The organism is Oceanobacillus luteolus (assembly GCF_023715655.1).
Taxonomy (GTDB): Bacteria; Bacillota; Bacilli; order Bacillales; family Amphibacillaceae; genus Oceanobacillus; species Oceanobacillus luteolus.
Map to the genome: position 1 here is coordinate 37376 of NZ_JAMBON010000013.1, position 21020 is coordinate 58395.

Annotated in this window: 16 protein-coding genes; 1 reads left to right on the forward strand and 15 read right to left on the reverse strand. The window is 38.2% G+C overall.

Annotated elements, in window-relative coordinates; genetic code table 11:
• Positions 1–570: 570 nt before the first annotated feature.
• From M3210_RS09880 to M3210_RS09930, 11 genes are all read right to left on the reverse strand, one after another.
• On the reverse strand, positions 571–1257 hold the full coding sequence (locus M3210_RS09880; RefSeq protein WP_251513941.1) for a copper homeostasis protein CutC: 687 nt from the start codon (positions 1255–1257) through the stop codon (positions 571–573).
• Positions 1258–1348: 91 nt separating this feature from the next.
• A complete protein-coding gene (locus M3210_RS09885) occupies positions 1349–2956 on the reverse strand; it encodes an FAD-dependent oxidoreductase (protein WP_251513943.1) in 1608 nt (535 codons plus the stop codon).
• 19 nt (positions 2957–2975) lie between these two features.
• A complete protein-coding gene (locus M3210_RS09890; protein WP_251513946.1) occupies positions 2976–3794 on the reverse strand; it encodes a carbohydrate ABC transporter permease in 819 nt (272 codons plus the stop codon).
• Positions 3784–4695, reverse strand: coding sequence for a carbohydrate ABC transporter permease (locus tag M3210_RS09895; protein WP_251513948.1), 912 nt, complete (start codon positions 4693–4695; stop codon positions 3784–3786). The genes M3210_RS09890 and M3210_RS09895 overlap by 11 nt, the downstream gene beginning before the upstream one ends.
• Before the next feature lie 15 nt (positions 4696–4710).
• On the reverse strand, positions 4711–5406 hold the full coding sequence (locus M3210_RS09900) for a hypothetical protein (RefSeq protein ID WP_251513950.1): 696 nt from the start codon (positions 5404–5406) through the stop codon (positions 4711–4713).
• Between the two features lie 63 nt (positions 5407–5469).
• Positions 5470–6762 (reverse strand): ABC transporter substrate-binding protein, encoded by a 1293-nt coding sequence (locus M3210_RS09905; protein WP_251513953.1) that lies wholly within the window; start codon positions 6760–6762, stop codon positions 5470–5472.
• Positions 6763–6925: 163 nt separating this feature from the next.
• On the reverse strand, positions 6926–8572 hold the full coding sequence (locus tag M3210_RS09910) for a DUF4127 family protein (RefSeq protein WP_251513955.1): 1647 nt from the start codon (positions 8570–8572) through the stop codon (positions 6926–6928).
• 112 nt (positions 8573–8684) lie between these two features.
• Positions 8685–9395, reverse strand: a complete 711-nt coding sequence (locus M3210_RS09915; RefSeq protein ID WP_251513958.1) for a response regulator transcription factor — start codon at positions 9393–9395, stop codon at positions 8685–8687.
• Positions 9367–11124 (reverse strand): cache domain-containing sensor histidine kinase, encoded by a 1758-nt coding sequence (locus tag M3210_RS09920; protein WP_251513960.1) that lies wholly within the window; start codon positions 11122–11124, stop codon positions 9367–9369. Before M3210_RS09920 ends, M3210_RS09915 begins: the two co-directional genes overlap by 29 nt.
• 251 nt (positions 11125–11375) lie before the next feature.
• Complete coding sequence (locus M3210_RS09925) at positions 11376–11825, reverse strand: YehR family lipoprotein (protein ID WP_251513963.1); 450 nt, start codon at positions 11823–11825, stop codon at positions 11376–11378.
• Positions 11826–11984: 159 nt separating this feature from the next.
• On the reverse strand, positions 11985–13316 hold the full coding sequence (locus M3210_RS09930; RefSeq protein WP_251513965.1) for a sodium/glutamate symporter: 1332 nt from the start codon (positions 13314–13316) through the stop codon (positions 11985–11987).
• Positions 13317–13724: 408 nt separating this feature from the next.
• On the opposite strand from M3210_RS09930, the gene M3210_RS09935 reads away from it, so the two are divergent.
• On the forward strand, positions 13725–16232 hold the full coding sequence (locus tag M3210_RS09935) for an NEW3 domain-containing protein (protein ID WP_251513967.1): 2508 nt from the start codon (positions 13725–13727) through the stop codon (positions 16230–16232).
• 112 nt (positions 16233–16344) lie between these two features.
• Here M3210_RS09935 and M3210_RS09940 read toward each other — a convergent pair whose 3' ends face one another.
• The 4 genes from M3210_RS09940 to M3210_RS09955 form a co-directional block, all read right to left on the reverse strand.
• Positions 16345–17154, reverse strand: coding sequence for a carbohydrate ABC transporter permease (locus tag M3210_RS09940; RefSeq protein ID WP_251513969.1), 810 nt, complete (start codon positions 17152–17154; stop codon positions 16345–16347).
• A 17-nt stretch (positions 17155–17171) separates the two neighbouring features.
• Positions 17172–18143, reverse strand: coding sequence for a carbohydrate ABC transporter permease (locus tag M3210_RS09945; protein ID WP_251513972.1), 972 nt, complete (start codon positions 18141–18143; stop codon positions 17172–17174).
• A 61-nt stretch (positions 18144–18204) separates the two neighbouring features.
• Positions 18205–19536: a sugar ABC transporter substrate-binding protein gene (locus tag M3210_RS09950; protein ID WP_251513974.1), complete on the reverse strand. Its 1332-nt coding sequence runs from the start codon at positions 19534–19536 to the stop codon at positions 18205–18207.
• A gap of 61 nt (positions 19537–19597) precedes the next feature.
• Entirely contained in the window at positions 19598–20770 is a 1173-nt protein-coding gene (locus M3210_RS09955; protein ID WP_349774340.1) for an ROK family transcriptional regulator, read from the reverse strand.
• Positions 20771–21020 lie beyond the last annotated feature (250 nt).

Genomic DNA, 21020 nt, shown 5'->3' on the forward strand with positions numbered 1-21020 from the left:
AATCTCCTTCATACTGTGATCCAGGCAACTTGCTAAGTTCTAAATCTATCACTTGTGTCCTACTTGAAAAAGGTGTTTCCGGTTCATTAAAACCGATATGTCCATTCTCCCCAATTCCCAGTAATTGAAGGTCGATGCCACCCTCAGCTTTAATTTTTGTTTCGTATAACTCACATTCTTCATGTAAATCACTAGCAACTCAATTAGATGCGTTCACATGTGTTAATGAGGTATCCACATGATAAAAAGGCTTTCTCTCATAAAATAGTAATAACTATTAGGGTTGTCGTTATCCAGCTAAGTTAAATGATTTTACACGTTAAAGAAACCTCGTGTTGACGATACTTCTCAATGATCCGCTTATACAAGCCTTCCGGAGTTGATCCTGTAGCAAGCCCTAACACTGGTGTTTTTTACTGATTAATTTTTTCTACAATGATAGAACAGGAGGTATTGCTCATTTCATGATAATCTTTCACCCGAATGACCCTCAGAAACGCATCCCAAATGGATAACAAATTCCAGTTTGTAAGGAAGTTATACTCTGTTCACAGTAGCTAGCCAGAAACTTTATTTTAGAATCCTTTTAATTTCATCCACAGTTTTTTTATTAAATCCTTTTTCAAAAGATTTATTGCTTCTCACTCCGCGGCCAAAGTGGTATTCTTTTGCCTGCACAGCTTCATGAATTTCCGTTATATTATCCACATCTAATCCACTTCCAGGTAGAATCTCAGGACCCTTTGTTTCCCGCTGCAATTGAACTAGCTTGGAGAGATTTATAATCCCTGCGCTACAGTTATCTTCCCCTCCTGAGGTCAGTATTCTTTTAACGTTTCTGCTATATCGTGTTAATGTCTCGTAAGCTTCCATTTGGTCATCCACTTCATCAAATGCACGGTGAAAAGTAACATCTACTTCAGGAAATTTCTTGAATAGTTGATCGAGAAAATCAGTATCTATTTTATGATTATCGCGGAGTGCACCTATCACGATACGATGATGACCTAACTTGTTTAGAAAGGCAATTTCCTCTAACATTACTTCTTTATCATATGTATCATATACAAACCCATAAGGATGGGGTCGAACCATAACTTGAACAGGTATGTGTACACTTTTCAATACAGTTTTAATCGTTCCATGAGATGGTGTTAAACCACCCACCGCTATTGCAGATACTAATTCTAATCTGTTAACCCCGAGTTTTTCAGCATGAATGGCATCTCGTTTATTTTCTACAATACATTCAATCATTCCAGAGTTCCCCCTGTCCAATTACGAGCTTGTACCGAAGCCTGATGCTCTTCCCTCAAAATAAGAGAAAAGCACCACCCTCGGCCTTAAACTATACCCTATTCGTCTCTCTCCCAAATGTTTCCTTCATTCTCTCAATCGGGTTATCTTCTATGGAATCATCCCACTCAAGTACTTGGCCAACTTTCAGGAGTTCTTCTCTTAATTCCTCATAATTTATGTCTTGAACAATCGTCTCATTCTTGATACTTAAACTTGCGGCAACTGCTGCGGATTGTCCTAACATCATAAATACAGGTTCCATTCTAATCGATCCATAAGCAATATGTGAGCTGGACAGACATACAGGTACTAATAAATTTGTACATTCCTCTGCCTTTGGTCTAATCGACTGATAAGAGATTGCAAAAGGAGAAACCGGGATTTGGATATCTCCTTCATTTACTACTCTACCATCTATTACAACCCGTCGGACATGGTGAGAGTCCATTTGATAAGATGCTAGACCAACAGAGTCGGTAACAGTTTGAGTACCAAGACAGTTATGATCGGTCATAACATAATCAGAAATCATTCTTCTTCCTTCACGGATGTATAACTGATGAGGCCAGTGCGCTGTTTCTACAAATTCATCTATCGGTAATCCCCACTGGGAAACTTCTTCACGAATAGTCTTTGGTACACGTTTATCATTGCTAAGGAAATATAGCATTCCTACGTTATATGTCACATGGTCTTGGAAGATTTCTTCGCGGGTTTTATATGAACCATCAGGCCAATCATAATTCATTCCAATGTTATCGGAAGAAAATCCCCCATAGTTATTTAAATCTGTTTTTCCATTTGGAAGCATCGTATGTAGATTCATCGCATCCCAAAATCCAGCATGTATATAACGCAGCAGCAACATATATCGGTCCGCATCATAATTCTTTGGTTTAGGAAAAGGTATTTTATTATCTTCATCACTTGTTAGGCATACTCTGAAATTATATGCCTGGATTCGCTTATCGCCTTGCCCGTTATAGCCGATCAAATTCATATCGGTTTCCGTAATGCCGCTCAGATAGCCACTCTCCTTATCTCCTTCGATTACATATGGATCAATCCACGTCTCAAACTTATGATGCTGACCATTGAATTGGACACCATTATAAATTTCTTTATACGTAGCATTTGATTCACGACCGACAAAATAGGATACATTCGATCTTGCTAACAAATCCCCCTCATATGTAGCATCAATAAATACCTTTCCGATATAGGAATTACCATCTTCCATCATCAGTTCCTTAATTTCGCCGTTCTCCATCACGACTTCTTCCAAGGTTTGATTATAGATAACATCAATCTCATATTCTTCCAGCCAGTTCTTATAAATTTCCATCGCTACTTTTGGTTCAAATTTAAATTGCTTCTCTTCCTTATAGTAAGTAGAAACACGATTATAAAACTCTCTGGATAGACCACCAAGAGCAGCTTCTGCTCCTAAGTCCGTCGCCCCTAAACCACTTGCAGTCATGCCCCCGATATACCTTCCAAACTCAGCAATGACAACAGATAAACCGGATTTCCTTGCTTGAATGGCAGCTGTTATTCCAGCAGAAGTTCCTCCATATATAACCAAATCACGTTCAAATTGCTCCGGATTACTTTTCTTCTCAATCGGTCGATAATAATATAAGTTATCAAAACTCATGAAAATCTCCTCCAATACCCTATTTGATACTTCCTGCCGTCATTCCTTCAATAAACTTCTTCTGAGCAAAGAAGAAAATAATTAATAACGGAATTGTAGCCAATGTGGTAGCACTCATCAGATGCTCCCAAGCAGTACCAGTTTCATCTGTAAATAAGGACAATCCAACCGGTAGTGTCATTAAATCCCTATCATTAATGAAAATTAATGGATATAAAAATTCATCCCAGTTTGTCAGGAATGTAAAGATTGTCAATGTTGATAAAGCAGGAACTGAAAGTGGTAAGAATATTTTCCAATAGATTTTAAAACGAGAGCATCCATCCATAACCGCAGCCTCTTCTAATTCTTTTGGAATGGCAATAAAAAATTGTCTCATTAGAAAAACCCCAAAAGCACCAGGTGCACCAAAAATCGGTAAGATGATCAAAGGTATATGAGTATTAATGATATCTAAATCTCTCATGAATAAAAACAATGGAATAATCGTTACCTCTGGTGGAATCATCATGACACTCAAAAGTAAGATAAAAATAATGTTCTTACCAGGAAAATTCAGTCTGGCAAATGCATACCCTGCCATCGATGCAAATAGTAAAACCGAGATAGTGACTAATAAGGCGATATAAATACTATTCCAATATTGTGTTAAAAACGTGCCATTCTGTAATACATCCAAGTAATTTTCCCATCTAATTGGATTAGGGAAGAACTGGGTGAAGATACGCGATCTTTCTTTTAATGATGTAGCGATCATCCATATCAATGGGCCGATCATAATCAGTGTAATAATAGATAAGGATATATATTTTAATGTTAATCGTCGTTTAGTCTTCATAGAATATCCACCTTTTACGAACAACCCAAGATATAACGGTAAATACTAGTAGGATAAAGAACAATACAAATGCCAATGCTGACGCATATCCCATATCAAATAGCTTAAAGGCTGTTTCCCAAATATAGTAAACGAGCACCTTCGTACTTTCACCTGGACCGCCATTCGTCATAACATACACTTGACCGAATATCTTCATCGCACCGATTGTTGTAATAATTATCGTTAAAAATACGGTCGGTGTGATCAATGGAAACGTGACATTACGGAATTTAACATAGTTAGAAGCCCCGTCCAACTCCGCTGCTTCATATAACTCTTTTGGTACCTGTTGCATCGCCGTAAGAAATAGAATCATATTTAATCCAACATTCTTTAGAACGCTTACAACAATAACCGCTGGGAGAGCGGTATTTGGATTCAATAGCCAACTCGGACCAGTAATGCCAAACCAACCGAGCATTTGATTAATAAATCCTAACTCCGGAGCTAGAAGATACTTCCATACAATAGCCCAAACAACGAGTGATGTCATAACCGGCACAAAAATTGCCGTTCTAAAGATACCAATTCCCCAAAACTTCTCTTTTAAAAGATTCGCCAAAAACAGTGCTAGAATAATATTTAGTGGTACAAGTCCTAGACTAAATAACAATGTGACCTTCAATGAATTCGTAAACGAAGCATCACTCATCAAGTTCCGGTAATTCTCTAGTCCGATAAATGCCTGTTCACCTAATAACGGCCAATCATGCAAACTCATAAAAAATGCATAGACTAAAGGACCGAACATAAAGATGGTAAATCCTATAACCATAGGGGAGATGAACAACCAACCAGCAATTGCTTCCCCCCGTTTTGCACTAAATGTTTTTTTTGTTTTTGCTTTGTTGTTCAGCATATGATCATCCTTGCATTAGTTAAGATTAGCTAAAAAAGCTTTGAATTCTGAAATTGATTGATGAATAGATTCTTTCGTTGCTCCAATCGTAACTGCACCCAACATAACTGCGTTGATACCGATATCCCGTAAAACCTTCAAATCCGTTGGTACTAATTTTTTCTGTGATGGTACGATAAGAGGTAAATCTGTATTTTTTCGGTAGTTGATGTATGAAACAATATCTTCCAAATGAAGGGGAGTTCCATAATTTTCACCCTTAACAACCGAAATCTCTAACGCTTTTACATCTAACACTTCTAAAGCTTTTGCATGTGTAGGATCAAACTCATTATCTACTGCAACGGTTTGCGCTAATTGGTCTTGCACTAACAGTTTAGATGAAATATGTTTCGCATACAGTGAGTAATAATCAAATCCAACCTCTTTCAAGGAATGAAGATCTGTTTCATTCACTGTTTCTATATCATCTCCGATAACAATGCCAATTGGTCCAGCGAATTTTTCCCTCACAGTTGTGAACACATCTCTATATTCCTCCAACCCAAGAAATCTATTGCCACTCGCTCGATGATCCACTTGAATATGAAACTTTAAAGCGTCTGCTCCTGCTTCTATTGCAGCTTCAGCCAACTCTAACTTGTTTTCTGGAAGGCTAACGATAATTGGTAAATTAGGATTAGATAATAGTTCGTTTAATCGATTCGTCATTTTATCACCTCTTATGTTATTTGAACACCTATGGAAAGAGAACGGCGGGAACCGTTCTCTCATTTACTTTTGTAGTATTGGATTTATCTTTTCTTCCATTTCCGCTAAAATTTCTTCAGGAGTAGCCATTTGGGCAAACAATTTATCGAATCCACCAACAATTTCACTTTCAATCTTTGCCCAATCATCATGAAGTGGATAAATAAATCCATTATCCATTTCATTAATTAACGCTAATTCAATCGATTCTCTTGGCGGGTTATTTTCTACATTGATAAACTCATCTGATTCCAATACACTCTTCCGGGCTGGTACGAAGAACTGGGATGAAGCTTGGATGCCAGTTTTCGAACCAAGGAATTGGAGTAACTTTAATGCCTCTTCTGGATGGTCACTTCCCTCGAATGCTGCAAGTCCTGCTTGACCAAGTAATGGAACTCGCCCTTCTGGACCTTCAGGTAATGGTGCAATATCCCATTCAAAGTCAGTGATTCCTCTTACATTAGCAATGTAACTGTACATAAAAGTAAACATTCCTACATTTCCACTTTCAAAGTTAACATTTTCACCTGGTGGTACATGGGACTTATCTTCAAACATCATGCGGTTAAGAAGTTCGAAAGTAGCAACCCCTTCATCTGAATTCCATTCGAAAGAACTCATATCCTCAGAGAACATCTCTCCACCATAGGAAAATGTATGAGAAGGCATCGTCGCGAAGTTCGTCCATTCATTGAACAACCTTGCACCATATTTCCGATTTACACCTTCACCTGATGATATTGCTTTAGCTGTTTCTTCGAATTGCTCCCAAGTCCATTCACCTTTAGCAGCCAATTCATTCGGTGTTTCAACACCCGCATCTTCAAACATCGTCTTGTTATAATAAATAATCATTGGAGGTGTAGAGAACGGTAAACCGTATAAACCTCCATCATGTTGCCATAGTTCCAAAGTGGATGGAATATAGTCGTCAAAATCAAATTCCTCATCCGTTGTAATCTCTGTAATCTCACGAAGAATATTGTTGTCTGTAAATTGAGGCACCATTCTTTCCGCTACCCAGCCTACATCAGGCAATTCATTTCCTGCAGCTAAGACAGAAAGCTTTTGCTGATAATCGGCATGAGGGATACTCTCAATTTTCACCTTGATATTCGGATTCTCCTCGTAAAATTCTTCGAGAAGTTCCTCATACATAGCAATATGACCTTCACTACCCCATGTGGTAAACGTTAGTTCTACGACATCTCCATCTTCACTTTTCTCATCATTCGTAGTGCTTTCGTTATCGTCCCCACAAGCGGCCAATATCGTTAATAAAAAGACAAAACCAATCAATAATAGCTTTTTCATAATTTTCCCCCTTCCGTATAAGTCAATGATATCAATATTGTAAACGCTTTAAAATACATATATCTTAAGATTTGGTTTGCATTCTTAAGATATATGCTTCCATCAAAAAATGCTGTTGAACCCCAAATTGGTATGGATCAACAGCATTTCTGTATGCATATATCTATTTTAAAATTAATTTTGGTTCTAGTTCAGCTTCAAAAGTTCTTGGCCATGGAAGTTCAATATGAACGGATTCCAAAGCATCTATGGTACTATAAAAATCTTTATTCCCTCTAGAACCTATATAAACCTTTTTACCATCAAAGTGGCTATACCAATTTAGAGTCTCTTCTGTCAGTTGCTCCTGAACGAATTGGTTTACCACATCATAATGCTGAACGAGATTCCATTGGTCACCACCGATTTCCCTAATGAAATTATTAGCACCCGGCTGTACAACGTTTTTATAGCCTTGATCCTTGGCAAAACGGTGTAGTAAAAATTCATAATGCGCTTTAGCGGTTTCTTTATATACAGGTACGCCAAAACCTGATTTCTGTTTTAAAAATACATCTCTAGCTGTCGCATGACCCACGGTTACACCGAGCGCATTACCTGCTGTATTCCAACTACTATAGGATAATACTTTAGTTAAATCTACCGTATTGGATAGTAATGTAACGAAGTCTTCGTCTGCTTTATTGACAATGAGTACATCACCAATAACAACCTTCTTATCAGCATCTATTAATGCGCTTATTCGATTAACCATATTTTCTATATCCGACGATCGTTCCCTTCCCGCTTCAGTCGGGGTATTTAAAATAAGGTGGATGTCGGCAGCTTCTTCGTCTGTTGTTATTTCCGCTCCAGCAGAACGTATATGTTTTTCTACATTTTCTTCAAATGTCGTATCTTCGAATGGTGCAATCCAATCTTTTCCATGCATCCCACCATACTCAACATAATACGTTGGCGACTCATTAAAAAATTCTGTTGCAAATCTGGAAACTAAAACAACATCAACTTCATCTGCTCCTGGGAAGATAGATACTTTATCATTGATATCTAGTTCATTTACTCTTTCAACTAATAGTTCTCTCTCCGCTCGATGTAATCCATGTGGAGCTGCATCATCCTGAGCTAAAATCAAATAATCAATATAGCCGTCAGCCGACCAATCAATTAACTGTTTATTCACTTCATGATTTCTTGCTCGAGCCCGTAGATAATCATCCAGTACTTCTTCCGGAATCAATGCTTCCAGTTCCTCTAATCTCTCTCTATCTTCTTCAAAACCTAAATTGTGTACTCGATCATATAAAATTGCCCATTCTCTAATCTGATCATAGTAAATTAAAGATTCCTCACTTAACGCGGAAATTGCTAAGCGCTGTATCGTATCATACACGTAGATTGGTTTATCTGGATATCTTTCCCGCAATTCTTTAATTACTTCAATACCCTCTAATGCTTCATCAAGTGGTTTTTCACCAGTCCTGGAAGCAATTAATCCCCCATAAGCTAACATACTGCTGGATAAAACAAACCCATCCGCTTCATTGGCATTATCCATTACCCACTCAACTATTTCTTCCGTATTTCCAGGTGTGTTAAAATATCCGATGATTTCTTTTGGTGGAGTAATAACATTCATGCCTGCAGTTTTACCAACTTGTTGAGGGAAGTATAAATTTGCAGGACGATCATCTAAAGGCACTAATAATAATTCAGCAAGTCCTCCCTTTTCTGCCGCATTCGCAATTGGAATGTTTGTAAATAATAATACAAGTACTAGAACCACAGATAACTTCTTAAATGCTCTCAATACCATTCCACCCTTTCTTTATAATTTTTATTAAATGTAATGATAACTAAATTGTAAGCGCTTAACAATACAGAAGTCTTAAGATTTGGTGTAATATATTAAGATATTTGTTTTAGAGTACTTCATTTTTAAATTGTTGAGGAGTTTTACCAAAGTATTTCTTAAATACAGATGAGAAATGTTTCGCATTTGAATATCCGGAGAGATAGGCGACATCATATATTTTTAAGTTTGTCTGTGAAAGCAACCTATTTGCCTTCTCCATTCTTCTCGAAACAATATAGTCCGATAAATTGACTTTCGTATAATCTTTAAACGTTTGACTAATATAGTTAGGATGCAAGTTTAGTGTGTTGGAAATAAATTTCAAGGATAAATCCTCTTCCAAATGTTGCTCAATCAGTTCTTTGATTTGACGAATAACGGGTGGGTCTTCTCTGAAGGCATATGTTATGTCTTCTTTTTCGATTTTCTTAAGCACACTAGCAAGTTCGCTTCTTTTAATTGGCTTTAATAGATAGTCTTTTACCCCAAGCTTAAACGCCTCACGTACATAGGCAAAGTCATCATACCCACTAATTACAATAACAGGAACTTCGGGTAGTTTATCTTGTAAGTAAGATAAAAATTTAAGACCGTCCATCTTGGGCATTCGAATGTCTGAAAGAATGATATCAGGGACATCTACATGAATGATCTCGAGTGCCCTTTCTCCATTTTCAGCTTCCCAAGCTACTTGATACCCGGTGAACACTTCTTCAAGCAGGAATTTAATCCCCTGTCTGATCACTTTCTCATCTTCCACGATCATCACTTTCTTCATGAGATTCCCCCCTTTGTACAGGAATTTTCGCCTTGATAGTAGTGTTTAAAAACGGTATGGAATGAACATGTAAGTGATATTCTGAACCATAGATGAGCATTAACCTTTTTGATATATTGACTAAAGCCAGCCCATTTCCACGTTCAGATTTCAAAGCATGATTACTGACATCTTGGTTGGATAGATGGTTCTGAAGCTCCGATAGTTTTTCTTGTGGAATGCCTTCGCCATCATCCCTAACTGATATTTCCAGTACATCACCTTCCGTCTTTACATGAATGGAAATGGAAATAGGTCTGTCCAGGAAACCATGTTTAATTGAATTCTCGATTAACGGTTGGATGAGATACTTTGGAATTAAAAAGGACGAGACTCCAGGAGCGATATCCCAATGTACATTCAGATTTTCTCCCAGTCGATATTCCATTAAAGCTATATACGACTTTGTAAAATTCATCTCTGCTTGCAACGGTATAAACGTATCTTCGTTATTTAATCGATATCGGATTAAACTACCTAAGTCGGAAACCATATCCGATACATCAAACTGTTTATTTGAAAGGGCTGTCATATTGATCGTTTCTAACGTGTTAAAAATAAAATGTGGATCCATCTTAGCTTGCAATGATTTATATTCTGACTCTGCATTTTTCGTATTTAACTCATACACTTCTTTCACTAGTTGATTAATCTCAGACAACATATTATTGTATGTACCACTGATTTCCGCAAATTCCCCTCTAAAATTATCATCAATTTTATTCATTCTATTATTTTGAAAATCTCTAATTCTATCCTTTAGGAGATCAAATGGTTTTAACAACAATTTAGAAACATAGAAAGATAATAATAATGTGCCAATCAAACTCAATATGATGACGAGAACTAAGGATTGACGAAATTCTTTAATCTCATGATAGATAAATTCTTTAGGAATGACATTACTAACTTGGATGCCAGTAGATGGAGATGTATGTGTAAGACATAAGAATTCCTCATTCCCATCGTTAACCCATGTACGGTTACTTGTACATTTATCTAAAAGTTGATAGCTGGACTTATTGAATAAGGCTCGTCCTTCACTAAATATTTGCCAATCTTCACCTGGCATTTGTTGGGTTAACTTCTCAAAGTAATCTGGATTAAAATCCACTTTTATTATCCCAATTCCATGGAGGTCTACAGGGTCTTTTAGTAACCGGACAAAACTTACATAATTATTACTATCGTTGATGTAGTACGGTTGATGAAACTCCGGATATAATATCCAACTCCCATCTGCTCCCATCACCGTCTGATACCAAGGCTGTTCTTTTAAATGAATCGTATCACTTATTGAACCCCGGTCGAGATGACTAAATGTATGACCTTGGTTTGAAAATACATGTACACCACGGAAAGTCTCTCGATTATACATAATCCCAGATAAGAAAAGTGAGAACAGGTTCTTGTCCTCGTTACTGATATAACTCCCGGGTGAGTCATTACTATATGAGGTTAAAGTATTTATCAACTGATTATTATAGAGTAAGGATAACGTCGATCTTGCTGCATCATCGATCATTAAGTCCAAACTATTATTTAATTGTACGATTGTATTTTCCGTACTCTTCGTTACGTCCTCCAACTTAGATGACGAAAATATCCCATGAACAACAATGGCAATAATAATTAGAGGAACCAAGACTAAAGCTGTAAACATAATAAACACTTTGTTTCTTAACTTCAATAGCTCTGCACATCCTTAAACTTCAAAAGAAGAATTAGAAACATTATATTTCGACTAAAAGTTTTTCAACATTATTGCACTTACCTAATTTTATCACATTTCAAATAATTCTCCGTACTTTTTTCTTAGTTGAGGAAAATTTAAGGAATGCCTTCGATTTTTATGTCGAATCTGTGCGGAAGGTAATCTAATTGAGGCTTATAAAAAAGCACCCCAAATTGGAGTGCTCACAAATTCTCTATTCTTATAAGTTATTCTACAATTTCAAACCCTTGTTCTTCCAACATTTCAATCGTTCGTTCCAAACTGATTTCATCACCTGATTCAGCTTCATACTGGGATCCAGCTAATTGACTTACTTCATCAATATCAGCCTTCTCATAGTCGACCGTTAACGATTCGACTACTTTATCCTCTTGATATTCGATGTTATGGGTAACCCCTTCTGTTTCATCAAAGCCTTCTACAAAACCCGCGAAGAATTCCTCTGCCTCTTCAGCAGTGCTTACACCTAATGCATCATACATAATTTCATTATCAGCAGTTTGCTCCGTTACTCTGTCTCCCTCTGCTTTAAGCGTAACTACCATCGTGACACCGGCTTGTTCCATTGAAAGTGTAGTTGTAGTTTCTTCAGAACCACAAGCAATAAGTGTAAAACTAATAAGTAATGTTAAACCAAACATGAACCATTTTTTCATCCCATTTTTCCCCCTCAAAATGTTAAAATTCCCAGTCACTTTAAACAATACTATAGAAGGGACAGGCTCTCTTCAATAGGGAAAAAGGTTTGTTTTACCAAAAACACCGGATCATCCAAATCCGGTGTTTTCATATATTCTAATCCCCTCAAACATCTATTAAGATCGAAATCTAATCCACTTCCGCTGATACGAAAATAATACAATCAACAGGGAAATCCCTACTGTTATTACAACAAATAGCCAGTGCTGGCCATTCAAGATAAACATCGGGGAAAACGTAATGAGCATGATTTCTACAGGTGCGATTGGTATATAGGCTAGCCCATACTCATCCAATGTTTTACTTTCCATTTTCGGGTCGACAATCCGAAGCAAGGCGATTGCCATTGCTACAGCTCCAGTTATCCAGCCCCAAGTGAAGATACCCTTTTCAAACCAGTTTTCTCTAAAGTAATACTTCGATACCACTTTATAGAAGAAGTATGCAAAAAGAATCCCGAATATAATGAGGATCGCAAAGGGAACAATGTTTTCCGCCACGACCGTCAGATTAATGGATGCAATACCAAAAGCTACTAGTATATCGGTAGCGCTTCCACTTATTTTAGAAACAACATTTTTATCAATATAATGCTCTACTTTTGCCCGTTGGATGAATAGACTAAAAACAAGCCCGACTAAGAAAGCTAATGAAAATGCTGGAATGGATAGTTCTGGGTATAGCCATTCACCAAATTGGCTCAAATAGTAACCACCAGTTGCAATCAGTAATACGAGAGCCAAGTGAAATACGAGTGGGTCAATGGAAATGCTTGAGACTGTATCTTGTCCCATCGACGTTCTCTTCTCTTTTGGTAAGAGTCCTGTTCGATATTCTTCAGGCAACTCTTCAAAGCGGCTAATATAATTGGCTTGCCCATGATTAGCAGCAGACCGAATTAATAATAACCCTATTCCAATGGCAACAATCGCACCAATTGTAGCTGAAGTCATCGCTAGAGATGTAGCTTCTTCCCAGCCTTGCTGTGCGAAAGCATCTCCAATCGCTGCGGCAGTACCATGGCCTCCAACAAATCCTGCTGCCAATAATAATCCAAATCCATAATGGACATCAAATGTCGGCACGAGGAAAATCAAAGCAAACAGCAAGCCTACCCCCCACATCAATAGCATAATGATTTGGGAATAAGACCAGAAGCCTCCCACCTTGTCCATGACATTACGCCATTTGAATTTCTCCGAAGACAAAGGGATCGATGCAAAAACGACCGCAATAAGAATACTAGGATAAGTTCCGATAAAATCAGAAAACGGAATAATTCCAAACCCATTTGGACCGAGAATCAAACCTAAAATTCCGGCTATAATACTTGCTGGCATAAAAGAGCGTTGCAGTAAAGTAATCCTCGCCCTTAAAACAACTCCTAATAAAAGTAGAAGTGACAACAAACCTAAATCTGTAAGTACATCCCATAAAGTAAATTCCATATTGTAACTCCTTTCTCTACGTTGGATGATCACAAGATGAATGGAAGGATCTAACCAAATGAATGGTTACAAACAGGGGAAAAGATGAAGAAATATTTCTTTGAAAAAATCTCACTCGGTCATTATAACATAAGTTTTTTAAGCAAGTGACCTCTGGAGATGTAGTTAAAACAGTTGGAATTAACCAAAAATAGGCAGATTCACAGGACATAGAACCCGTCCCCTTCCCCACATCCCTTATAAAATAAGGCTTTCGTTATATGTACGGCTGCATGTCTAAATGATATACTTAAATACAACTATAAAATTCTGAATAGTTGGTAAGTTTAGTTTACTAACCAACCAGAATAAAAAGGAGGATAGGTTGATTCTTTTATTAATTAAATAATGGAAGGAGCTTATTAATCTATGTTGAAGAAAAAGACATTGTATCTATTTATAGCCTTACTTCTTCTCTTATCGACTTTACCACTAAGTGCCCTGGCGAAAGATCAGGAAGAACCAGATGTGGAACTTTGGAATGTCATTAAGCCGTTGAGTACAACTGTCACCTTCTTAAACACCGGGGCACATCCAGATGATGAGCGAAGTGATTTTCTAGCCTATTTATCCCGCGGGCTTGGTGTCAAAACAGCAAGTTTAATAGCCAATCGTGGTGAAGGTGGACAAAATGAAATCGGAACGGAACTAGGTAATGGCCTAGGGATTATCCGCTCGAATGAAATGATTGAAGCTGCCAAAATAACTGGAGTAAAAGCTTATCATTTAAGTGAAACTACTTCAGATGCGATTTATGATTTCGGATTTTCTAAGTCACCAGAGGAAACGTTAGAATTCTGGGATGAAGAAGTTACTTACGAACGTTTTATCCGCTTCCTTAGAACCTATCAGCCAGATATCGTGATGCCTTCATTCCGTGATGTAGACAGTCAGCACGGCCACCATAGAGCGATTTCGATTTTGTCAGAAAGAGCATTTGAAGATGCAGCAGACCCTTCTGTGTTCCCGGAACACTTAGAGGAAGGTTTATCTGTCTGGCAAATCAAGAAACTATACCTTCCAGCTGAGTCTCCGGCATCAGCAACCCTTTCCATAGAAATTGGCGATTATGATCCAATCTACGGGATGAGCTATCCGCAAATTGGAGAGGAATCTCGCTACATGCATAAAAGCCAAGGAATGGGTAGAGATATTCCTGTTGAACCGAGACAAACCCACCTAGAATTAATCAATCAAATCAACCCAAGTGAAGAAACGGATGAACTATTTGCGGGAGTTCCTTATGATTTTAATGAATGGGCAGAAATCATTCCTGCAAGAAATGTACAAGTTCATCTTGGAAAATTACAAGAGAAATTAGATGAGATCATCGACTTATATCCAAATAGAGAAGCCATTCTACCTGTATCTCAACAGGCCTTGAAGGACTTAGAAAAATTAAACAAGATGGTCGGCAAGGCTAAAATCGATGAGCAATTAAAAAATGACTTGCTCCATAAACTCCAAATCAAGGAAGAACAATTACAGGAAGTGAGTTTCGTCACCTCTAGTCTAACAGTCGAAACGGACCTTGACTCGTATGTGTTAACGCAAGGTCAGAAAGAGACAGTGACAATGAAGGTTGCGAACGAAGGCAATGAAACAATCAAACACGTTAAAGCTTCCCTTGCATTACCAGAAGATTGGAAGCAAGTTAATGTACAACAAATCGGCCACTTGAAGCCGAATCAGTCAAAAACCGTAACCTTTGAAATCACCGCTCCTCGCAATGCTGAATATTTTGAGCCATACGGTGAGCCATTAGTGCAAGGTGTCATTGAGTTCAAAGAAAAAGGAAGAACTGTAAATAAATTGATCGATTTGGATAATACAGTTGCAGTATTGCCGGAATTGAGTGTAGCACCAAATCCGAAAAACGTTACAATCAACACCGCTCATGTACAATCCAATATTCCAATCACGGTTCAAGTGAAAAACTATGTAAAAGGTGAAAATGCAGGCGTTGTATCTCTAGATTTGCCTGAAGGATGGACAAGCAGTCCGGAACAAGCTGAAGTTTCATTTACACATCAATTCGAAGAAGCTGAGGTGACATTTGAAGTCACTCCTCCATCAGATATCGAAGATGGTGACTTCTCATTCGATGCGATCGTCGAATCAAATGGCAAACTCTATAATACAACAGTACAGGAAATCAGTTACGACCATATTAAAGATTCTTACTATCTGTATCCGTCGACCGTAAATACCATTGCATTTGAATTATTAACCGAGGATAATCTGAAGATTGGTTATATCGAAAGTGGTTTTGATCAAGTAGCAGATTATTTGACCAATGCTGGTTTAGATATCGATAAGCTTACAGCGGAGGACCTCTCATCCGGCGACCTCACCCAGTACGATACAATCGTTACAGGAATCAGAGCTTATCTATCCCGCCCGGATCTAGTGGCAAATAATGATAGACTGCTTGAATATGTGGAAAATGGTGGTCATTATGTCGTGCAGTACCATAAACCTGGCGATAATTGGGATACAAATTCAACTGCACCATATTCATTAAAAATCGGAACTCCATCCATCCGCTGGCGTGTAACGGATGAAACTGCTGATGTAACGTTATTACAGCCGGAACATAAGCTGTTCAACTACCCGAATGTTATTACAGACAGCGACTGGGATAACTGGGTACAAGAAAGAGGACTCTATTTCCCAATGGAATGGGATGACCGTTATGAAACATTTGTAAGCATGGCCGATCCGAATGAAGATCCATTTACAAGTGGTATCCTACTCGCTGAGTACGGTGAAGGAACGTACATGTATACAAATTTAGTATTCTATCGTCAAATGGATAGTCAAGTTCCTGGAGCATATCGTATATTCACGAACCTGATCAGCTATAGTAACGATTAAGAAACGATCTTAAAGGTCTCAGCCTTATAAATGGGTTGAGGCCCTTTTCTTTTTACAACACACTAAAAAAGCTCCCCCTAAAAATAAGAGAAGCTCCTTTTAATGTATGGCATCACTTCATACCAGTCAACGTAATTCCTTTAATAATATGTCGTTGCAGCAGAATGAATACCAGTATGATTGGTACTACTGAAATGGTTGCCCCTGTCATGATTAAATGCCATTGTGATTCCGCTTCACCTGATGAGAAGAAGGATAGACCTACAGGAAGTGTCCGCAGCTCCGGTGATTCTATGGCGATTAATGGCCATAAAAATGCGTTCCAGTTACTTAAAAAGGTGAAAATTCCTAAGGCAGAGATGGCTGGCCAAACTTGGGGCACCGCAATTTTAAAGAAAATCGCGAATTCATTCATGCCGTCAATTCGGGCAGCATTTAAAAGATCATCAGGAATTTGTTCCATAAACTGACGCATTAAAAATACTCCGAAACCTGTCATCAACCCTGGGAATAAGATTGCCCAATACGTATCCGTCCAACCTAATTCCGAACTCATCATAAACCATGGGATAATCAACATTTCCGTCGGAACCATTAATGTACTCAATATCAGGAAAAAGATGAATGTACGGCCGATAAACCGGAATTTAGCAATAATATAGCCTACTAACGTATCAAAAAACAAGACACTGATGGTTGTAATGACCGCAACGATCAGACTATTTATGAACCATCGGAGGAACAGGCTTTCCTCTAAGATTTTAAGATAGTTATCCAACGTCGGGTTAGAAGGAATGATGTCCAAACTAAATATATCAATCGGTGCTTTTAAAGAGGTGGAAACCATCCAAACAAACGGAAAGAGCATAATGACAGAACCAAGCAATAAGAGTAAGTATGGCAAGAGTTTTCTGATTTTCACTGTTTCAACCTCCTTCACTAGTAATCAAATTTCTTCGTGAGGACTTTCATTTGGAATATGGTTAAGCCCAGGATAAATAGGAATAGGATAACCGTAGCTGCTGAAGCAAGTCCCATATCAAACTGACGGAAAGCAAGCTGATAAATGTAAACCACAACGGAGATTGTAGAATTTAACGGCCCACCACTTCCGTCCATACTCATGTTGACGACTTGGGTAAACGAAACTTGAATAAATGTAATCGTTCCAATAACGGCTGAAAACACAATCGTCGGGTTCAACAATGGAAAGGTTACTCTCCAGAACTTTTGCCATGGACTCGCACCATCAATATCGGCTGCTTCATACAACGAATCCGGTATATTTTCTAGACCGGCTAAAAATAAAATCATTTGAAAACCGATGGATTGCCAAATCATCGCACCGATGATGACGTAGATTGCTTGATCCGGTGAATTCAAGAAAGGTTGTGCCGGCAATCCTAGTTTGACTAACACATCGTTGATTATCCCGTTACCCATCAATATCCATTGAAAGACCCAGCTAATCGCCACAATGCTCGTTACATAAGGAATAAAATAAATTACCCTGAAGAATCCGACAAACCGATTGATCTTATGCAGCAATAATGCGACAACCATTCCGAACACCAATTGGCCCGTCACTCCTAAGACGATATAAATCAACGTATTAACTATCGATTTAATAAAAACTTCATCTTTAAAAAGAGTGACATAGTTATCAAATCCTACAAATGGCTGGGCTTCCGTTGATAGAAGGTTCCATTCCCTAAACCCTACATTAAATGTAAATAATGTTGGTAAAATACGAATACCTAGATAGAAAATAAGTGGAAGTAATAAACAGACGTACACAAATAAGTATTTTTGAAAGTTGAGCTTTTTCCAGAACTTTTGTTTTACTGGTTTCTTTTGAATCGGGGGTGTCTTTTTACCTTGGTTTTCTTGTGAGACAGAATGTTGTTCCATCTTGCACCTCCTCTAATGGATAGGGACCAAGGTAGACTACCCTTGATCCCCTATAAACGTATTATTTATCTCCCCAATATTCGTCGTAAAGTGCTTGTGTCGATTCAACCAACTCATTAAATGCATCTTCCGGGTCGGCACCTTCCATCAACACTTTATTTGCAGCATTGATGACAAGTTCACGTTCTTTCGTCTCATCCACAAAGAAATGCGCGTTCGCATAAGGTAGAGATTCAATGAAAGGACCATAAATCTCGTCATTCACATATTTATCCTGCATTGCTACCGCTTCTTTCGCCGGCAGTTCACCGATTTCATCCAACCATCTCTCCATCACTTCGTCACTGGTCAAGAACTGTAAGAATTTCACAGCTGCATCGAGTTTTTCACCCTCAACTTTTGCTGTAATTCCATTCGTCCAGAAAGAAGCATTCGTTGATTGCTCTACATTTCCTGGAAGAGGAGCGACTGCATAATTCAAATCAGGCGCATCATTTTGCAATGTACCAATACGGAAAGAACCGTCAACGTTCATCGCAGCTTTTTCAGTAACAAAAGCAGTTACGTCATCTGTGTAGAATCCTTGTTCAGATGTGCCAAGATCCGTAGGGAAACTTAGCCAATACTTAAATGCTTCCAATCCTGCAGGGTCATCACCCCAAATCACTTCTTTACGGTCTTCACTTAGAACTTCGCCACCTGCCTGTCTCGTCAAACCATCCCGCAGCCATTGGTGACCTTGTTGCGCCGGCTCCCAAGCCATACCTGATTGCTCCAACCGACCATTGCTATCCGCTTTCGTTAGTTTCACTGCATATTCTTCTAACTCTTCCCACGTAGTTGGTGGTGAATCCGGATCCAATCCAGCTTCTTCAAATAAATCTTTATTATAGAATAATGCAAGTGTTCTTACCGCAGTTGGGATGGTCCAATACTCTCCATCCATTTTTGTCGCTTCAACTAATGGGAAAAATTCACTTTCAATCTCTTCATGCGGGAAAGCATCCTGTGGTAACGGCTGTAAATAGCCCGCATCTACGTAAGTAGGTACCCAACCATAGAACAAGTTGATCACATCAGGCCCTCTTCCTGCCGGTACTTGTACCGCTACCTGTTCATTGTATTGATCATAAGGGAAATTCGTTTGTTTCACTTTAATACCTGGGTTCGCTTCCTCAAATTCCTGAATCAATTCATCCATCAAGTTCACTTTTGAATCAAAAGAGTACTGCCAATATTCTAGTGTGATTTCACCATCTTCACCTTCTGTTACCTCATCTGATGTACCTTCTGCACCGTCAGTTTCTGAACTGCCATCATCGTCATCCCCAGAACAGGCTGCAAGTAACAATAGAAGTAAAATCCCCAACAAACCAAGATACCATTTTTTCATTCTCCATTACCCCCAATATTTTTATTTTAAAGGACCGAAGTCACTCTAATACATATGGAGACTACACTTTTAAAATTGAATCATGCTCTTTCAACAATAAGTAACCTGCACCTATTAAAGAAACATCTTCCACCTTCGTGACTGATATGTTGGTATGTATTGGCAAGTGCTTTTGGATTGTTTCAATTATATGTGGTAAAAAATGATCCAATGATCTGGATACTCCCCCACCTAGAATAACTTGTTGCGGGTTGAGTATCGTAATCACATTAATCAAGCCATAAGAAAGGTGAGACAGAAAGTCTTCAATGACTTTCTTCGCCGTTGCATCCCCATCCATTGCCATTTCAAAAATTTTCTCAGCTGACCAATCCTCTGACTTCTGCTCCGCTTCACCTAAGTGACGAAGCATTCTTTTTGTAATCGAGGGGCCACCAACATGACTATCCAAAAAGCCGTATCCAGGAAATGTTTGATCATATTCTTTTTCTGCTGCGTTTTTGTCGGTCACCATATACCCTATCTCTCCAGCAGCATAAGTTGCACCACGGTATAAATCACCATTAATAATGAGCCCGCATCCGACACCACTGCCTAACGTAATCATTAAGAAGTTATCATCGGTTTTTCCGGCACCCTTCCACCACTCTCCTAATGCCGCTACGTTTACATCATTATCGACATATACTGGACAGTGAAGTAGCTTCTCCATCTCTGCTTGTAAAGGTACATCGCGCCAATTCACTGTTGGTGCATCTAGAACAATGCCATTCTCCACATCAGTGATTCCAGGAACTCCAATCCCAACGCCCATAATCTGTTCCATCTCAAATTCATTTTCATCCAACAAATGATGTACTCGATCTGCAATTTGTTTAATCAAATCGTTGTCAACATTTGCTTGCGTATCTAAATTTGTCTTACTGAGCACATCCCCCGATAGGTTTAATATTGCAATTTCAACGGATGTTCCTCCAATATCGATTCCAACAATATACGTTGCATTTTCATTGAATGATATTTGAAAAGGTTTCCTACCTCCGGATGAACTTGCTTTTTCACTTTCTTTCTCTCTTATCCAGCCTTCCTCTAATAATTCATCAACAATATTAGAGACTGTCGGTTTACTGATTTTCAAGGCACTTGCGATATCAGACCGTGAATGGCCTTCGTTATTTTGTATATAATGCAAGACCTTCCTTTTGTTTAGTTGTTTGGTTGTATTACCATGCACCGAGATGTTACGTATAGTGATGGTTTGTCACTCCTTCCATTCAGAAAGTAACTAATAGTTAGTAAAGTTTACTTATTAATTAAATTTATAATAATATGGTAATATATATTTGTCAACGCTTACAATGCGTAATATTCATTTTAATTATATTTTTCCAATTTAATTAACTATTTGAACAATAACTCTTTACAATCAGAAGTATTACTATAGAATGTTTAGTAAGTAAATCTAACTAACTGAATTGATCATA

Coding starts and splice junctions, on each gene's coding strand:
- M3210_RS09905 (WP_251513953.1), bottom strand. CDS start 6,762: ATGAAAAAGCTATTATTGATTGGTTTTGTCTTTTTATTAACGATATTG.
- M3210_RS09925 (WP_251513963.1), bottom strand. CDS start 11,825: ATGAAAAAATGGTTCATGTTTGGTTTAACATTACTTATTAGTTTTACA.
- M3210_RS09880 (WP_251513941.1), bottom strand. CDS start 1,257: ATGATTGAATGTATTGTAGAAAATAAACGAGATGCCATTCATGCTGAA.
- M3210_RS09935 (WP_251513967.1), top strand. CDS start 13,725: ATGTTGAAGAAAAAGACATTGTATCTATTTATAGCCTTACTTCTTCTC.
- M3210_RS09930 (WP_251513965.1), bottom strand. CDS start 13,316: ATGGAATTTACTTTATGGGATGTACTTACAGATTTAGGTTTGTTGTCA.
- M3210_RS09885 (WP_251513943.1), bottom strand. CDS start 2,956: ATGAGTTTTGATAACTTATATTATTATCGACCGATTGAGAAGAAAAGT.
- M3210_RS09945 (WP_251513972.1), bottom strand. CDS start 18,143: ATGGAACAACATTCTGTCTCACAAGAAAACCAAGGTAAAAAGACACCC.
- M3210_RS09950 (WP_251513974.1), bottom strand. CDS start 19,536: ATGAAAAAATGGTATCTTGGTTTGTTGGGGATTTTACTTCTATTGTTA.
- M3210_RS09895 (WP_251513948.1), bottom strand. CDS start 4,695: ATGCTGAACAACAAAGCAAAAACAAAAAAAACATTTAGTGCAAAACGG.
- M3210_RS09890 (WP_251513946.1), bottom strand. CDS start 3,794: ATGAAGACTAAACGACGATTAACATTAAAATATATATCCTTATCTATT.
- M3210_RS09915 (WP_251513958.1), bottom strand. CDS start 9,395: ATGAAGAAAGTGATGATCGTGGAAGATGAGAAAGTGATCAGACAGGGG.
- M3210_RS09900 (WP_251513950.1), bottom strand. CDS start 5,406: ATGACGAATCGATTAAACGAACTATTATCTAATCCTAATTTACCAATT.